This window comes from Flagellimonas hadalis (assembly GCF_007785775.2).
Taxonomy (GTDB): domain Bacteria; phylum Bacteroidota; class Bacteroidia; order Flavobacteriales; family Flavobacteriaceae; genus Flagellimonas; species Flagellimonas hadalis.
Map to the genome: position 1 here is coordinate 104,003 of NZ_VNIK02000007.1, position 15,069 is coordinate 119,071.

Consider the following 15,069-nt stretch of genomic DNA (forward strand, 5'->3'; position numbering starts at 1 on the left):
CTTTATGGAATTTTAAATGGTTATTACTTATTGATTACTGATTTGTTTTTGTTTTTCATCACGGAGCAATACCTGATAGCCCGCTTTCAGGGTTACTTTTATCAGTTTTACTTTTTTACTGAACAGTGATTTAGCCGTTTCTATACCGGCACCTGCGGCCTGTGCCTGCCAGGAAGGGTCAAGAGAGGTCAATCCGATGTTTTGCATGGAGCGGTCAGCCGATTGTTTGGCGACATCCCGGGTAATGGCGCCGGGAATGTAAACCCCGTCCAATCCATCCATATCGTACACGGAGAGTTCTACCGGGAAAAGGGAATTACCGCTTCTAATGCTGTTGATCTTGATATGCAGCCTTTCCCCGCTAAAGGAAGCAATTCCAAACACAAAGTTGTCTTTGGGAATATGCACCCCATTAATGAATACATCATTGACCAGGCGAAGCTTTACGGTAGACCCGTTCACTACGGTCTGTGATTCGTGAATAACCGCTTGTATGGCATTTTCTGGTTGTTCAGCAATTTGGTCATCGTCCAGGGAATAAAATCCATTTGCCGTAGGAGTAACAAAGCGTCCGGTATGCATCAGCGAAATACTATCATCTTTCTGTGCAGTGGATACTTTGTACAATTGTTCCCTGCGATCCTCCGATAGTTGTTTTAGTTTCTCCTGAACCCGCTCGGGATGCTGTACATCAAGAATCTTTTCCAGCATACTGTTGAGTTGTTCCAGTTCCGGGTCAGGTGCTTCCGGCTGGGTCATGGTGTGCATCATTTCTTCCAGCCTGTCCACATCACTGGAACTCACCGATGTATTACCATAATTGGTTTTTGTTTCCTGTTTCGGGGAATCTTCAGGAAGCTGGGTTCGTTCCACCGGTTTGTTCAATTCCCTGTTTAAAGCTTCCAGCTTTTTATAAATTTTATCCGTATTCGGATCGTTGCCCTGACCGCTTCCGTAGAGGGAAGTTTTCAGTCCACCGGAAGATAGTTGACCGGGTTTTACTTCCTGTTGGGGTAATACATCATCCATATCTGAAATCACACTGTTTTTATAGTTCGGATCATTTTTACGGAGTTCCCTGAATTTTGCCGAATCCTGTTCTGCCCGGTTGTAATAGCTCATCTTATCCATTTGCTTGTCATCGGTCAGTTTTGCTTCCGGCAGGTAAAGGTTAAACCCGTTCTGTGGAGTTTCCTGTGCCTGTAGTTCCTGTACCTGTCCGCCTCCCAATACCCAAAATATCAGAGTGGTGAAAGGAAGTACGAGCAGCGGCAATACCAATAGGAACTTGCGTTGTCTTTTCATTTTTGGTGTTATTACCTGTTTTTCCATGGTTATTGATTTTTAAAGTTTTGATATTCTTTTTCGATATAGCGAACCGAATCCATCAGTCCCGGACGGGTTGCTATGATACTGTCGCCCGATGGACTTCGGGCAAGGCTATCCATATACAACCGGAACTTTTGGATGCGCCTGTAATCCTGTTTGGATATCGGAGGGAGCGGTGATTCCATAGCTCCGGATTCCGTAAGATGCCGGGGACTTTTGATCGAGGTTACCGTAAAGGCATTGCCCTTACTTTTTCCCGTGATGGCGTGTACCCCAAGGTAGATACAGTATCCGCTGGTTAGGCTTACAAAAACGACCAGCGCTATGGTAACTGTCCGCTTTGAAATACGCTTTGTCTTATTCGACATCCATTTTGCCCATGCTTTTTGCAGCCATTTGTATAAGGCAAATAATCCCAAGACTAAGAGTCCGTTTTTAGGAGCCTCCTTTTTCTGTTTTGCGTTTTGTTTCATCTGTACAAAGTTTTATAAGCCATTGATTTATATTTGTTTGTATTGATTGGAATTGTCCATTTTTTTTTCAAAAGCCCATTATGGGCTAATACCGTCTGGCGGTCGTTTTCAAATCCTTGTTGGCGATAGTTGCCCAGCGTTCAATCAGAAAACCATGCGCATTGTTATCACTGCGGGACACATTACGCAACGCCCCTTCGGTAATCAGGCTGCGGGTGGTTATGCTGGTGGGACGGACGATACGCTGGGTAGCATAGCACCGAAATCTATAAGGATATTCATTGATGTCCACCGCTACGCTATCCACATGGATAGTTTGGTTAACATTTCCGGAAATAAGCCCGGCATAATACCCGTTCTCCTTCAGGTCATCATAGATCCGTTTGGCACTGCCATCCGCCAGGTATAAAGCTTTAGTGATATTCGTTTCAATTGCTTTATCATCCGGGTCAAGGGTAAAGAACAATTGGTGGAAGGTTTTCACATGATCCCGTGCTTCCACTGGGATATTGTCCTTACGTCCGGCGGAATAGGCTTCCAGTGCCTTGCCATTGGCAAGAATGTAAATCCTGTCCTGCATTTCGGATACCAGACTAAAACTCTTATATAGGGCAAAGCAGGATAATAGCACTGAGCCTGCAATAATGAGCATGGTAAATCCCCGGATATGCCGAAAAGCCGTATCGATATTTTTCATTTTTTTAAACATGATTTCTCCTTTTTGGGGTTAAGAATTACCTTTGAGTTTGTCATTCATATAGCCGGAGCCACCGCCATCCGAATTGCCATCCTTGAAATAAGGATTGGTTGTACCATTGCTGGCCATACTCTGGGAAATACGACTTGCAGCATTACCCATTGCATCCGCCGCCATGCTGGCTCCGCCTGTAGCTGCTCCCATAACCGCTCTGGAGGAACTGCTGAAGATACTGGTGACTTTCTGTCCCAAAGCACCACCACCTCCTGCATGGACAATGTAATTGGCTACCGAAGGCACGGTAAAGTATCCCACAATGCCAATAATCATAAAGACCAGATACGCCATATCCGTCCGGCTGAAAAAAGTATCCCCGTAATCCTGTACCTGGGCAATGTCCATTTCCAGCATTTTCTCCTGGATTTTTCCGATAATGCTCCCGAAAATATTGGCTACCGGAAGCCAGAGAAAAATATTGATATAGCGGGCAATCCAAACCGTCAGGGTATGCTGGAACCCGTCAAAGACGGCAATCCCAAATACCAGCGGCCCCAATATGGCAAGTACCACCAATTGAAAGGTTCGTAGCGTATCGATACATAAGGCTGCGGCTTCAAAGAGTACCCGCAGTACTTCACTCATCCATTCCTTGACCGAATTGCGGAAATTGTAAGAGGCTTTGGACATGGCAAACTTGATGTCGTTACCAATCCCTTCAAAAAAGCCTTCATCGGAAGGGCTGGCATTATCATGGGTGTATTTATACCATCGGTCCCGGTCACCGTCACCGCTTTCACCTACATACATCTGCCATACATCCGTTTTTTTGATGGCCTCTTCCTTCTTTTCCAAGAGTACCGCAATTGCCCTGTCGGAACCTTCCACCATCGAAGCGGTAGCGGTCACCGTCGGTTTCATGATCCCGTTGATCAATCCCAAAACGGAAGGGAATATCAGCACACAAAACCCGATGACAAACGGGCGAAAAAGCGGGTAAAAGTCGATAGGTTCCGCTCTTGACAAATGTCCCCAGACCCTGGAGGCGATATACCACATGGCGGCAAATCCCGCCAGTGCCTGTCCCACACCAATAAGCTGACTGCACAGTGGCATCATTTCATCATAGAGTTGTTCCAAAACGCTATGCAAGCCGTTCATCTCACCGGCAATGCCCTGTGCACTGCCCATAAAAGGCAATAACAATCCTGTGACCGCCAGCCAGGCGGTTTTTCTATACGTAGCCATACTATTGATTTTTAGTTATTTATCCCATAGCTATTGCGAATGGTCTGGGCATCATTTCTTTCTTTTGCCCTTTGCACCGCAAGAATGGTCGTGTTATTGTTAAAGTGTCTGAGGAACATTAGTTTGTCCTGCATATCGGCATAGATCCGGTCAATAGCCTGTAAACGTTCATCATCACTCATACGGGCTTTCCCTGCTGTGATAATGACCAGTAATTCATCGAGGTTACGCAGGCTTTCATCAAAGAGATGGTCGTACACCCGTCCTAGATACGCCAGTTCCTGCGGATTGAAATTCCCGTCACTTTGAAACCGGTCATACGCATCCCGGTATTCCCTGACCAGTATTATCTGGTAGTTTACAATATCACCTACACGTTTGTAATTGCGAATGGTGGGGCTTACTTCCATCAGCCCGTCCAAAAAAGCTTTGTGCAGGCTAAAGTTCCCTTCCGATATATCCTTGATGGTATTGTAACCCCCTTCCAATATCTGGTAGCCTTTTTTCATGTCGCTCAATATCTGCTTGAACTGGGTCAGTTTTTCTACATTGAGCAAGAGCTGTTGTATCTCTGCGGATTGCGCTGATGCCCTGAAAGAGCAGAAGAGCCCGCAGATCACAAGTCCTATAAGTATTCCTGTTTTTTTCATGGGTTTTCGTTTTGAAGGTTCCTGAGTGTTTTGCCGTATTGTACTTCATGGTATTCCCTGATCCGAACGGCTGCCATGACCTTGGCTTCATTGCCGAAACTTTGGGAGAAGGTGTAATTGTCCTGCATCCGCAGGTAAAGCTTATCGATACGCTTCATGCGCTCATTATCTTCCATTTGCAATTCGGCATCCGTGGTTATTGCAATAAGTTCATCCAGTGCCTGTTCACAATCCTCCAAGAGCCGGGTAAAAACCCGCCCGATATAGTTGAGTTCTGCTTCGGTAAAAGCATCGCTATCGTCAAGTTGTCCGTAGGTTTGCCCGTAATCCTGAACAATGCGTATTTCAAGGGCAATAATGTCTGCTACCTTTGCATAGTTTCTGATTTCAGGGTTGACCGTACTTAAGGAATTTATAAAATCACTGTGCAGATCAAATTCCCCTTGGGTAAACCCGCCGATGGTGTTCAAACCTTCTTTGGCAATACGATAGCCTTTTTGAGCATATCCGATATATACCTGTAAAGCGGCTATCTGCTGAAGCAGGTATTTCTTCTGTGTCTTTTTCTGGCGAAACCACTCTGAAAAGGTCTGTGCCTGAACGCTTCCTGCTGCCAGAAACAGCATGAGTCCTATTAAAATTATCTTTCTCATAGTTCGTGTTATTGGGGAAGTCCATATAATTTTTTCACGGTTTGCACTTCAATGGAAGTCTTTGCCCGGGAAAGGCTCAGCAATACATTTTGCTGATTAAATCGCATCAGGTCATCATAATTGGCATCAACCTGATCGGCGGCATTGTTGATGATCTCCAAGCGTTTGGCATCACTCATCGTAGTAGTAAAGGATTGAACGATCAAGGTAATCTGGTCGATGTTGTTCAGGCTCTCTTCCAGGATGCCGGAGTACACCTGGGACATATATTCAATTTCATCCGTAGTAAAGTGGTCGTCCTGCTGAATGAGCTGCCAGGCATGTTGGTATTCATTGACCAGCCGAACCTGTTTTTGGGTAATATCCCGGATGCGCTGGTAGTAGGAAATAATCGCCTTTACCTTAGCCAGCTCTTCGTAATACTCCCGGTATTGCTCTTTTTGTTTTTCCGTCCACTCGGAAATCTCATCCAGTTTGAGCTTGGAAAGCGTGTTTTCCAATGTTTTCTGGGCGTTCTGTAACCAGATGGTCTTGTTCTGTAAACGCTGGATTTTTAAATCCACCGCTTTAATTACTTTTTTAATGCCTGCTTTGATGATTTCCAGTATGGCTATCGGGGTGGCATTCGCCTGTTGTACCGGTAGTACCGTAAAGGAGATACAAAGGGCAAGCAGTAACATTCTTGCATATTTTTTCATGGTTCATCATTTTTTAAGTTTTAGATCTTCTGCCATTGCGGCAATGCCCTTGCGGATGTCCCCGCTAAATTTTGCCGCATATTCCATCAGTTTTACCTTTTCAGTCTGCTCAGTGGTATACGCCAGATATTCTTCCACGCTTACTTCAGTGCGGTACACCTTGCTAAGCATTCCACCCAAACTGATAAATACCTCTTTGTATTTTCGGGCAGGGTCATTGGCTTTATTGACCGACAACACAAGTGCTTTTTCTTTTTCGGTTAATCCTAAAAGTTCCTGTATCTGATCAAATTTGTTCTGGTACTTGCTCTGGTCGAGCAGTATTTTACAATCGCTGTTATTGATGATCGCCTGCTTGACCACCGGGGAAGAAATAATATCTTCTACTTCCTGGGTCACCACGATAGCCTCCCCAAAGAATTTCCGTACCGTTTTAAAGAGATATTTGATGTATTCCGCAAAGCCTTCTTTCATCAGGGCTTTCCAGGCTTCTTCAATTAAGATCATCTTACGGATGCCTTTCATTTTACGCATCTTGTTGATGAAGACTTCCATGATAATGATGGTCACTACCGGAAAGAGGATGGGATGGTCTTTGATATTGTCCAGTTCGAACACGATAAAGCGTTCCTGTAAAAGGTTCAGGTTTTCCGTAGCATTGAGCAGGTAGTCAAATTCCCCACCCTGATAATACGGGCGGAGTACATACAGGAAATTATCCATATCAAAATCCCGGTCTTTTACCCGATCCTGTTGAAGAACCGCTACATACTCATCCCGCAGGAATTCATAAAAACTATTGAAACAAGGAAACACCGATGGATTCTTCTCAAGGTGCTGGTAGTATCCTGTAATGGCATTGGAAAGCGCTACATACTCGCTGCGTTTAAAGGCTTCATCATCCTTTTTCCAAAGGGCGAGCAGCAGTGTTTTGATACTTTCTTTCTTTTCCGTGTCCAAGTTGTCACCCTCACCAATAAAGAAAGGATTGAAACGGATCGGGTTTTCTTCACTATAGGTGAAATAGTAGCCGTTTACCATATCACACAAGCCTTTATAGCTATGTCCTACATCCACCAGTACGATATGCGTTCCCTGCTCGTAATAGCTGCGTACCATGTGATTGGTAAAAAAGGATTTTCCGCTCCCCGAGGGACCTAGAATAAACTTGTTACGGTTGGTACAAATCCCCATTTTCATAGGTTCATCACTAATGTCCACATGCACGGGTCTGCCCGTCATCCGATCTCCCAGACGAATACCTACAGGACTTAAGGAAGTACGGTAACCCGTTTCTAGGTTCAGAAAACAGGTTGCCTGCTCGGCAAAGGTGTCAAAGGTGTCGTTCATCGGAAAGTCAGCAGCATTACCCGGAATACCCGCCCAGAAAATCTGGGGAGCACCGATGGTTTCCTGTTTGGCTACCGCATCCATCTGCGCCAGTGCGGAGGATACTTTGTTTTTCAGGTCTTTGAGTTCTTCCTTATCTTCCGTCCATACCAGTACATTAAAATGGGCTTTTACAGGAAGGCGTTGCTGACTGATGGCTTCATTTAAAAAATCATTGGTCGCATCACGCGCAATCATATTTTCCCTGCTATAAGCGGACAGGGATTGCAAGCGCAATCTTTTGGATTCCAGTTTAGTGATCGTCTTCTGGGCATCCTCGATAAACAGATACTGATTGTAAATATGGTTACAGGGCAGTAGTTGTCCCAGCGTAGAGGCAAAACCGATACTGAACTTGGTTTTGTCCGTACTGTACTTGTCGTAATTGATGCGACTTCCACAAAGTGCCGGTAGGTCGGCAGCATCCCCCAAGGTATAAAGTTGGCAATGCTTTGAACCTACCTGTAAGCCTTCCTGGAAATTGATGTCCCCCATTAGATACTGGTCATTGCGCTCGGACAGGTAGCAATACTTTTCAATAATGCCCATTGTGCGTTTGCCGCTCCAAAGTTCACTTTCCCGTAACCGGGTCAGCTTTACAAAACCGCTGTCTTCCATGATGCGTTTGAACTGACCGGTACTGTCCAGAAAATCCTGTAACAAGGAGGGCTTCAACGTTTCTTCCGGTACGATGCTTCTGCGTAGCAGGCTGGAATAGGCAGAAGTTGCGGTTTTGCGGTTATCCGGTTTTTTGGTCAGCAGGATATAACAGCTATGATCCAGAAAGGGACGTTCATTAAAAAACCGCTCACTTGCCCGGCTTAAAAAACTGGTATCCGCTTTGGTAAAATCAGGTTGATGCCCGGTTTGCAAAAACCAGTCCTGTTTATGCAGTACACTGAATTTAGGCAATACTTTAATGGCTTTTACCCAGGCCTGATGAAAAGCTTCATATTCCTGATCGGAAAGGGTAAAGATCTCCGGCAGGTCTGCTTTAAACACCACGGTGACATCGCCTTGTTTGCTCAGGATGCAGTCGTGTTCCACATCCATAATCGGTAATAGGTCATCCAACATTTTTTCCATTCTTATAGTATTTACCGAGTTGTTACTTAATTTTTTTATCGTTTAAAAAAAGCCCTGCGGCTCCTGGAGCGGATTGCTTTGGGAACCTGTTTTCGTGCCAGGGTTTTCATAAGTCCGTGTTCCCCGTATTGATGGCTCATCCGGTAGATTTTCATCACTAGCAAGGTGCCCGAGCCTAGAATAACACCGATGCATACCAGTGTGGGCAGGCCGATGATATACATGATGGCAAATACGATGAGCAATCCTACCACACCGCCACCCAAATACCAGATATACTGGGCTTTTAATCCCTTAAATTCAATACTGCGGTTGATTCCTTTATTGACCTGATATACACTATTTGCCATATGCTCCTTTTTTTAAATGTTACAATCGCATCCTGCTACGGGGACGCTCCGATGCCGAAGCAGTTACTATAGACTCTTTGGCGGTATGACCGTTTGTCTGATGTTCCCCGAGCTTTATGACCGGGGTTTGTTCTTCATCCGGTTCATTGGGTTGGTGTTGCTTTAACTGGTTTTCCTGAATTTTAATAGCAATCTGTCGTTCCAGATTAGCAAGTTCTGTTTTCAGCTCCCGCAGCTCGCTTTCTTTTGTAAAAGGTTTGGTAGTCAGTTTTTCAATCTTGGGAAGCTCGGTTTTCAGATCGGAAAGGTTCCGTTCATACCGCTCTTTAAGATGCTCCACCCGGTCAATGGCATTTAAAAAATGCCGTGCTGCCAGCTTCGGATTATCCGTATTGGGTAAACCGTTATTGTAGGTGTATTTGATTCCCTCACTTTCCCTTTGCGCATAGAAACTATTGGAATACCGGTATTTAAACAATCCGTTTTCTTCATAGGCTTCCTGTTGCCTGCGGATGTATAACCGAAAACCGTATAGGTTACCAATTTTTTCTTCGTGCTGCCCGGTTGGTGGCTTCCAGTTTTGATACAACTGGATAATGTGCTTGCCTATAGCTTCACTGTCCCGACTCGCTGTTCCATTCAATTGAATGGGGTTGGCTTTGGTACCTTCTTTGGTCATCTGGAGACGGTCTTTATACACGGCTGCATCGGCGGAGAGCTTTCCGAGTGTTTTTTTCGTGGAAGCATGATCGTTTTGCAGTTTTTCCAACTGGTTTTTATGACGGGTGAGTTCCCTAAGGTGGGAATGCTTCAGGCTTTCCATTACCGCCACTTTCTTTTCCAGTTTGCTTTTTTCCAGAAGGGAAGTGTCCCCGGAAAGGATAGCAATGTATTCGGAGAAGTTCATACCGCTTTTTTCATCTACAGCCCCTTCATCAATGGTACGGACATTGAGTTCGCTGTTCTTCATTTGGGAAATAAACGTCTGCTTGTTTTTAAGCAGGTTGAATTTATAGTTGTCCAGCGATTGCTCTACGGCATAGACGAAATTCTGTACCTGATTGCCGTAATGTTCTTTGGCAATACGGTTACCCTGTCTTGCCCCACGGCCGTTGCGTTGTTCCAGTTCTGAAGGCTTCCAGGGGATGTCCAGGTGATGCATCGCTACCACACGCTCCTGTACATTCAAACCGGTACCCGCTTTTTCCGTACTTCCAAGCAGGATGCGGATTTCACCCCGGTTCATCTTACGGAAGAGTTCCGGTTTCTTGCGATCCGTCCAGTCGTGGATAAAAGTGACTTCCGTGGCAGGGATATGAAAATCCCTCACCAGTTTTTCCTTCAGGGTATCATAAATATTAAACTGATCCGGTTTGGGGGTACCGATATCTGAAAAGACAATCTGCGTACCTTTATGAGGTTGGGTGTGGTGATAAATTTCAACGATTTTTCTTGCGGCGGTGTTCACCTTGTTATCCGGATGGTCTCCGTATTTCCAATCATCTACCAATCGCATATCCGCTGCCATTTTCTTGGCGTAATTGGTTGCAATAAGCATTCGTCCTTTATCTTCTTCCGGGGTCAGCCTGCCACGCCCGATCAGTTCTCCATTACCGGTCTTGGCGAATTGCATCAGGTTTTTGATAAATACCGATTGCTCTGGTGTAGGCGGAATATTGACCAGGGTTTCCCTGAGTTCCGGTTTATCCAGGTTGATGTGCCTGGCGGTTTTGTAATCGGTAATCTCGTTATAGAACAAAGCGAGTTCAGGAACTTTAATAAAATGACGGAAGCGTTCTTTGGCAATGATTTCATTGGTCACACTAAACTCAAAGTCCGTGGTTTTACGGGCAAATACCGCTGCCCAGCCGTCAAAATTCTCAATACGCTGGCGTTCCATTTCTTTAGGTCGCAGGTATTTAAAAAGCAGGTACATTTCCGTCAGGCTGTTGGAAATGGGTGTACCCGATAAGAAGGTCACACAGAGATCGGAATTGAAACGCTCCTGCAAGGTGCGCACGGCAAAAAGCATGTTAAGCGCCTTTTGGCTGCCTGCCATATTGCCCAATCCGGCCACCCGGTTATGGCGGGTGGTGAAGGTCAGGTTTTTGAACTTATGGGATTCGTCCACAAACAAATGGTCAACACCCATTTCCTTAAAGTTGATGCCGGTATCTTTCTTTTCTTCAATATCCTTGAGTACCGTTTTTAATTTTCCTTCCAGATTGTTCTTGCGGATTTCCAGCCCTTTGAGCATTTTTTTGGAAATCGCCCCGCCCAACTCCCTGACGGTATTCAGATCACGCTGGATATGATCCAGTTCCGTCTGGAAGATTTGTTGCTGCATTTCCGGGGACTGTGGTATTTTACCGAACTGGTCATGGGTAAGGATAATACAATCCCAATTGTTGTTTTTGATTTCATGGAATAAGCGTAGCCTTTTAGCCGGGGTAAAATCATTTTGTCCCGGGGACAATATCCGGGCATGGGGATAGGCTTTGCGATAGGTTTCCGCAATTTGATTAACATTGGCTTTCAGGGCAAGGATCATCGGTTTTTGGACAATACCGAGCCGTTTCATTTCCTGAGCGGAAACGATCATGGTCAGGGTTTTTCCCAATCCCACTTCGTGATCGATCAGTGCGCCCCGGTTCTGGATGATGCGCCAGGCAGCATTTTTCTGACTGCTGTACAAATCTTCAATCCCCAAAGCCTTTTTGTCCAGTCCGGGAAAGTTCAGGTGGCTGCCGTCAAATTCACGGAGCACATAACAATTGAAGGTATCGTTATACAGGTTCTCGATATGCTTTTTATCGGTGTCCGGCAATTCTTTGAGCCAGTCTATAAAACCGTTGCGTATCTGGTCGATCTTTTGGTGCGCCAGTTGAATGGCCTCATTATCGGGAACCCGTATGCTTTTGCCATCCCCAACGGATACCTCATAAGTAAAAAAAGGGGTTGTGTTTTCGAGGGCATGTTCCAGCAAGGTATAGCCGTAGGTAGTCCGTCCACTTTTCGGAGTAACGGCAAATTCCCGGGCTACTTTGGTATTCATCCCGGTGGTGACCTTAAAGGCATCCAGTGAAGGGAAATAGTTGATGTCCGTATGTTGCTCGAAAAGTTCCGCTGCAAAGCGTTCGTAATAGCTTACGGGAATCCAGCGTTCGCCCAGGTTAAAATCCAATAATTCGAAAGGGATGCGTTCGGGTTGTACTTTTTCCAAAGCGTTTAGGCTTCGCTGTGCTTGTGGGGTATCATTTTCGGTATCCGTTTGTTGTTTTGCCTGTCGTAATTTTTCCACGACATTACCGCTCAGGAACTGATCTGCGGTTTCCCAGTCATTGCTTATCGGGTTCAGGTAAATATGTTCGCCCAAACGGGCAATGGTTTCCGGTTCTTCCAATCCCATGGCTGCACCAATAAACCCAATATTCACCTTTCCGGTATCGTTCAGGCTATGTGCCAGGGCTTCAATCGGGTCATCGGTGACAAAACGTTTTGTAGATGCCTGGCCAGTACCGGTCAGCATATCGGACTTGACAAAATGTTCACCTTCCCTGCGTTCCAAAGAGGATAACATGGTCAAACCGAAAGCGGTATCTTCCAGTATTCGTCTGCGGTTACCTTGGCTGTTTAACTGCCCATATTGGGAAATGAACCGGTCATAACGCTGGTTCAACTCACCCCGTTCAGTTTGGGGAACAGAAGTTCCTGTGCTTTCTTTTTCGGAGATTTCCAGGTACTGATCCCGAATGCTGGTATACTGTTCATAGAAGCGTTTGTCGGTTTGCATCCCCAGGGGTTGGAAGACCGCATTTTTAAAATCACCATCGATTTCGGAAAGTGTACCCACTTGTCCCTGATAAACGATCAGTGTACCTTCTTTATGAAAGGCTTGTATATCGGTAAAGGGACGTGCTGCCTGCCCGTTTAATTGAAATATCCCTTCTAAGGTTTGGTCGCCTTCGTAGGTAAATGTATGGCCAAACCCTTGCAATTCCCCGGACAGGTTTTGCAGTTCATGCCCCAATAAGCGGGCATCCATCCAGTTGGCAGAGAAATGATCGATCTGCTTGACGTTGGAATATAGTTTATACAGGTAGCGATTGGATTTTTGTTGTTTGGCTGCCAAAAGCACAATACTCTCGTGCATAGGTTCATCGGTAGTACGAATGGTACTGATCATCCGTGCACTTTCTTTTCGAACGACGGTTGCATCCAAAGGATTGATATAGGCTATTGCCCGGTTGATTTGTTCTGCTGGAGCGGTATCAAAAAGCCCTAACTGTACTGAAACGGTTTCTGATTTATTTTCGGGCATCGGAAGATAGGTGAGCTTCCTGCCACCAAATTCCTGTTTTTCTTTTGGCAGAGATTGACTTTGGAAATAACGCTCCCGATTCAAACGGGTAGTAAAACCTTCGGTAATCGTCTGTCCAAGTTTTTCACGAATTTCATTGAGGTCGCCTTGTTGCCATACGGTTTCATGTGCCTGTCCATATTGATTTTTACCCGGTTGGAGAATATTGCCCGTAATAATGTCCCGATGCTGTTGGATATAACTATTGCTAGGGTAGGTTCCATATTCATTCTCTAATGGTACGGTAGTAATTAGTAGGGCTTCTTCTTCGGATAGGGTCTCTTTTGTTGCATTCTTTTGAACAATCAGTAGATGATTGGGAGCTTCGGTATTGCCGGTATCCTTCATCAGGTTATCGGGCATAACGGAAAGGCTTATAAAATCCGCTTTACCGAACAGGTATTCCCTCGCTTTTTGATTGGATGGGCTGTTTAAAAAGGCATCTGTGGTAATGTAAGCCATAAGACCACCATCAGCCAGTTTGTCCAGTCCTTTGACAAAAAAGTAATTGTGTATTTTTCCGGATAGTGCTTTATCGGGATACGCCTCATCATATACCGAAAAATTACCGAACGGAATATTGCTGACGATAAGGTCATAGCTGTAATTTTCGGTAACCGGAGTTTTTTCAAAACCGGTGATATGGGTTTCTACCGGAACAGAAAGCGTACCGTTGATAGCAGAGAGTACCAACCCGGAAAGGGTATCTTTCTCTACAGCAGTGATTTGTTCCAATTCAGGAAAAGCCCTTACCGCTTCACTGATAAAAACACCGGAACCTGCCGAAGGTTCGTACAATCGTTTGGGTTGCAGGTTTTGAGCTTTCAGAACAGTATATAAAGTTTCGGGAACTACCTGCGGGGTATAAAAGGCGGTCAGCACACTATTGCGCAAAGAAGAAATGATTTCCCGATATTGAGTTTCACTATAATTCTCTTTTAGCAGCTCATGAAGTTCCATAATCCCTGCACGGTGTTTCAGGTCTTCTTTGGTAGCCCCATTGGCTGACCATTCTTCCTTTGTGGCATAAGGGTATAGGATAGCCTTGATCCCTCCAAAACCTGAGAATTTTTTCAGGTTCGAGACTTCATCAGAATTTAGTTCCTTTCCGTCTTGATGGCTCAGGGCGATCCGAATCGCCCTGATATTATCCTGTAGTTTTTCTGAAATATTGTAAGCCATATCCACACATTTATCATTCTCACAATTTCTTTATGGCTGTAAAGCCGTCACTTTCTCCTGATGACCGGCCTTTTCGTATCGGTAGTTAACTCAGATACTCGTGTACCTGTCCGATGACAGTGTATCGTAGCTGCCTGTCCTCTTCATTTGCTGCATTGAATCCGTATCCGTCAAAAATGTCCTTGCAGTAAGCAATCAGGTTGACGACTTCATAGGTGAGCGTCCCGCTTTCCCGTAACCGCTCATAGTCGGCAGTAAATTCTTCTTCCAGTATTGAAAGGAGGTAGTGGTAACGGGAAGGTTTAAGTTCTTCAGTCATCTGCTCCAGGCATAATTCTTCCACAACATAAACGGGTCGGTTTTCAGAAAGTAATTGTTCCGCCAAAGGCATAATGTCCTTTACTTTTGAATCCAGATAGTTGGTCACCGAATAGTCTTCCTGCAAATTGAACATCAGTTCGGGATTGTTGTGGACGATAAACGTCCACAACTTTTCTTTTAATTGTGTCTGCATACTTCAGGAATTTTAGATACCGAAGAACGACTGAATGACGGTAGCCACGACCACCAGGAAAATACAACTGCCAAACCAGGCGGCCGCTACCTTTCCCGTGTCCTGATCGCCGTTGTTCCATTTTTGATAGACCTTTACGGCGCCGATTAAGCCGAGGATTGCTCCAACGGCATACATCAGATTGGTGCCTGCAGCAAAGTAGCTGCGTACTTTGGTGTTGGCTTCATTGATCCCCTCGATACCATCCTGTGCATAGGCACTGTATTGAATGGCTAATAATGCCATAGCGGCACAAATGGTGATCACCTTTTTTCGGTTAAACTTTGTTGTTTTCTTGCTGCACATTTTCATAACTCACATGTATTAAAGTTTAAAATCAAAAGCTTTTTTTGAAATAAAAAGCGGAACGGTTTCGCCGCCACATGCCCATCCATTCTGTCACA

At 45.1% G+C, this 15,069-nt stretch carries 12 protein-coding genes; all 12 read right to left on the bottom strand.

From position 1 onward, the window contains the following. Positions 1-27: 27 nt before the first annotated feature. Positions 28-1,332, bottom strand: a complete 1,305-nt coding sequence (traM, locus tag FOT42_RS11575; RefSeq protein WP_151890737.1) for a conjugative transposon protein TraM — start codon at positions 1,330-1,332, stop codon at positions 28-30. A gap of 2 nt (positions 1,333-1,334) precedes the next feature. Next, complete coding sequence (locus tag FOT42_RS11580) at positions 1,335-1,802, bottom strand: hypothetical protein (protein ID WP_151890738.1); 468 nt, start codon at positions 1,800-1,802, stop codon at positions 1,335-1,337. Between the two features lie 85 nt (positions 1,803-1,887). Continuing rightward, entirely contained in the window at positions 1,888-2,499 is a 612-nt protein-coding gene (traK, locus tag FOT42_RS11585; protein WP_226789867.1) for a conjugative transposon protein TraK, read from the bottom strand. Between the two features lie 30 nt (positions 2,500-2,529). After that, entirely contained in the window at positions 2,530-3,744 is a 1,215-nt protein-coding gene (traJ, locus tag FOT42_RS11590; protein ID WP_151890740.1) for a conjugative transposon protein TraJ, read from the bottom strand. 11 nt (positions 3,745-3,755) lie between these two features. Then, positions 3,756-4,394, bottom strand: a complete 639-nt coding sequence (locus FOT42_RS11595; RefSeq protein ID WP_151890741.1) for a tellurite resistance TerB family protein — start codon at positions 4,392-4,394, stop codon at positions 3,756-3,758. Further along, on the bottom strand, positions 4,391-5,047 hold the full coding sequence (locus tag FOT42_RS11600; protein ID WP_226789868.1) for a hypothetical protein: 657 nt from the start codon (positions 5,045-5,047) through the stop codon (positions 4,391-4,393). The genes FOT42_RS11595 and FOT42_RS11600 overlap by 4 nt, the downstream gene beginning before the upstream one ends. An 8-nt stretch (positions 5,048-5,055) precedes the next feature. After that, positions 5,056-5,745 carry a conjugal transfer protein TraI gene (locus tag FOT42_RS11605; RefSeq protein WP_151890742.1) on the bottom strand — a complete coding sequence of 230 codons (690 nt, stop codon included), beginning with the start codon at positions 5,743-5,745 and terminating at the stop codon, positions 5,056-5,058. Between the two features lie 6 nt (positions 5,746-5,751). Then, a complete protein-coding gene (locus FOT42_RS11610; RefSeq protein ID WP_151890743.1) occupies positions 5,752-8,220 on the bottom strand; it encodes a TraG family conjugative transposon ATPase in 2,469 nt (822 codons plus the stop codon). Positions 8,221-8,255: 35 nt separating this feature from the next. After that, a complete protein-coding gene (locus tag FOT42_RS11615) occupies positions 8,256-8,570 on the bottom strand; it encodes a DUF4133 domain-containing protein (RefSeq protein WP_151890744.1) in 315 nt (104 codons plus the stop codon). Between the two features lie 19 nt (positions 8,571-8,589). Beyond that, positions 8,590-14,112, bottom strand: a complete 5,523-nt coding sequence (locus FOT42_RS11620) for a helicase-related protein (protein ID WP_226789869.1) — start codon at positions 14,110-14,112, stop codon at positions 8,590-8,592. 85 nt (positions 14,113-14,197) lie between these two features. Next, positions 14,198-14,626, bottom strand: coding sequence for a hypothetical protein (locus FOT42_RS11625; RefSeq protein ID WP_151890746.1), 429 nt, complete (start codon positions 14,624-14,626; stop codon positions 14,198-14,200). 12 nt (positions 14,627-14,638) lie between these two features. After that, positions 14,639-14,977 carry a DUF4134 domain-containing protein gene (locus FOT42_RS11630; RefSeq protein ID WP_084839765.1) on the bottom strand — a complete coding sequence of 113 codons (339 nt, stop codon included), beginning with the start codon at positions 14,975-14,977 and terminating at the stop codon, positions 14,639-14,641. Positions 14,978-15,069: the final 92 nt, after the last annotated feature.

Coding starts and splice junctions, on each gene's coding strand:
- FOT42_RS11600 (WP_226789868.1), bottom strand. CDS start 5,047: ATGAGAAAGATAATTTTAATAGGACTCATGCTGTTTCTGGCAGCAGGA.
- FOT42_RS11615 (WP_151890744.1), bottom strand. CDS start 8,570: ATGGCAAATAGTGTATATCAGGTCAATAAAGGAATCAACCGCAGTATT.
- FOT42_RS11630 (WP_084839765.1), bottom strand. CDS start 14,977: ATGAAAATGTGCAGCAAGAAAACAACAAAGTTTAACCGAAAAAAGGTG.
- FOT42_RS11580 (WP_151890738.1), bottom strand. CDS start 1,802: ATGAAACAAAACGCAAAACAGAAAAAGGAGGCTCCTAAAAACGGACTC.
- FOT42_RS11625 (WP_151890746.1), bottom strand. CDS start 14,626: ATGCAGACACAATTAAAAGAAAAGTTGTGGACGTTTATCGTCCACAAC.
- FOT42_RS11605 (WP_151890742.1), bottom strand. CDS start 5,745: ATGAAAAAATATGCAAGAATGTTACTGCTTGCCCTTTGTATCTCCTTT.
- FOT42_RS11620 (WP_226789869.1), bottom strand. CDS start 14,112: ATGGCTTACAATATTTCAGAAAAACTACAGGATAATATCAGGGCGATT.
- traM (WP_151890737.1), bottom strand. CDS start 1,332: ATGGAAAAACAGGTAATAACACCAAAAATGAAAAGACAACGCAAGTTC.
- traK (WP_226789867.1), bottom strand. CDS start 2,499: ATGAAAAATATCGATACGGCTTTTCGGCATATCCGGGGATTTACCATG.
- traJ (WP_151890740.1), bottom strand. CDS start 3,744: ATGGCTACGTATAGAAAAACCGCCTGGCTGGCGGTCACAGGATTGTTA.
- FOT42_RS11610 (WP_151890743.1), bottom strand. CDS start 8,220: ATGGAAAAAATGTTGGATGACCTATTACCGATTATGGATGTGGAACAC.
- FOT42_RS11595 (WP_151890741.1), bottom strand. CDS start 4,394: ATGAAAAAAACAGGAATACTTATAGGACTTGTGATCTGCGGGCTCTTC.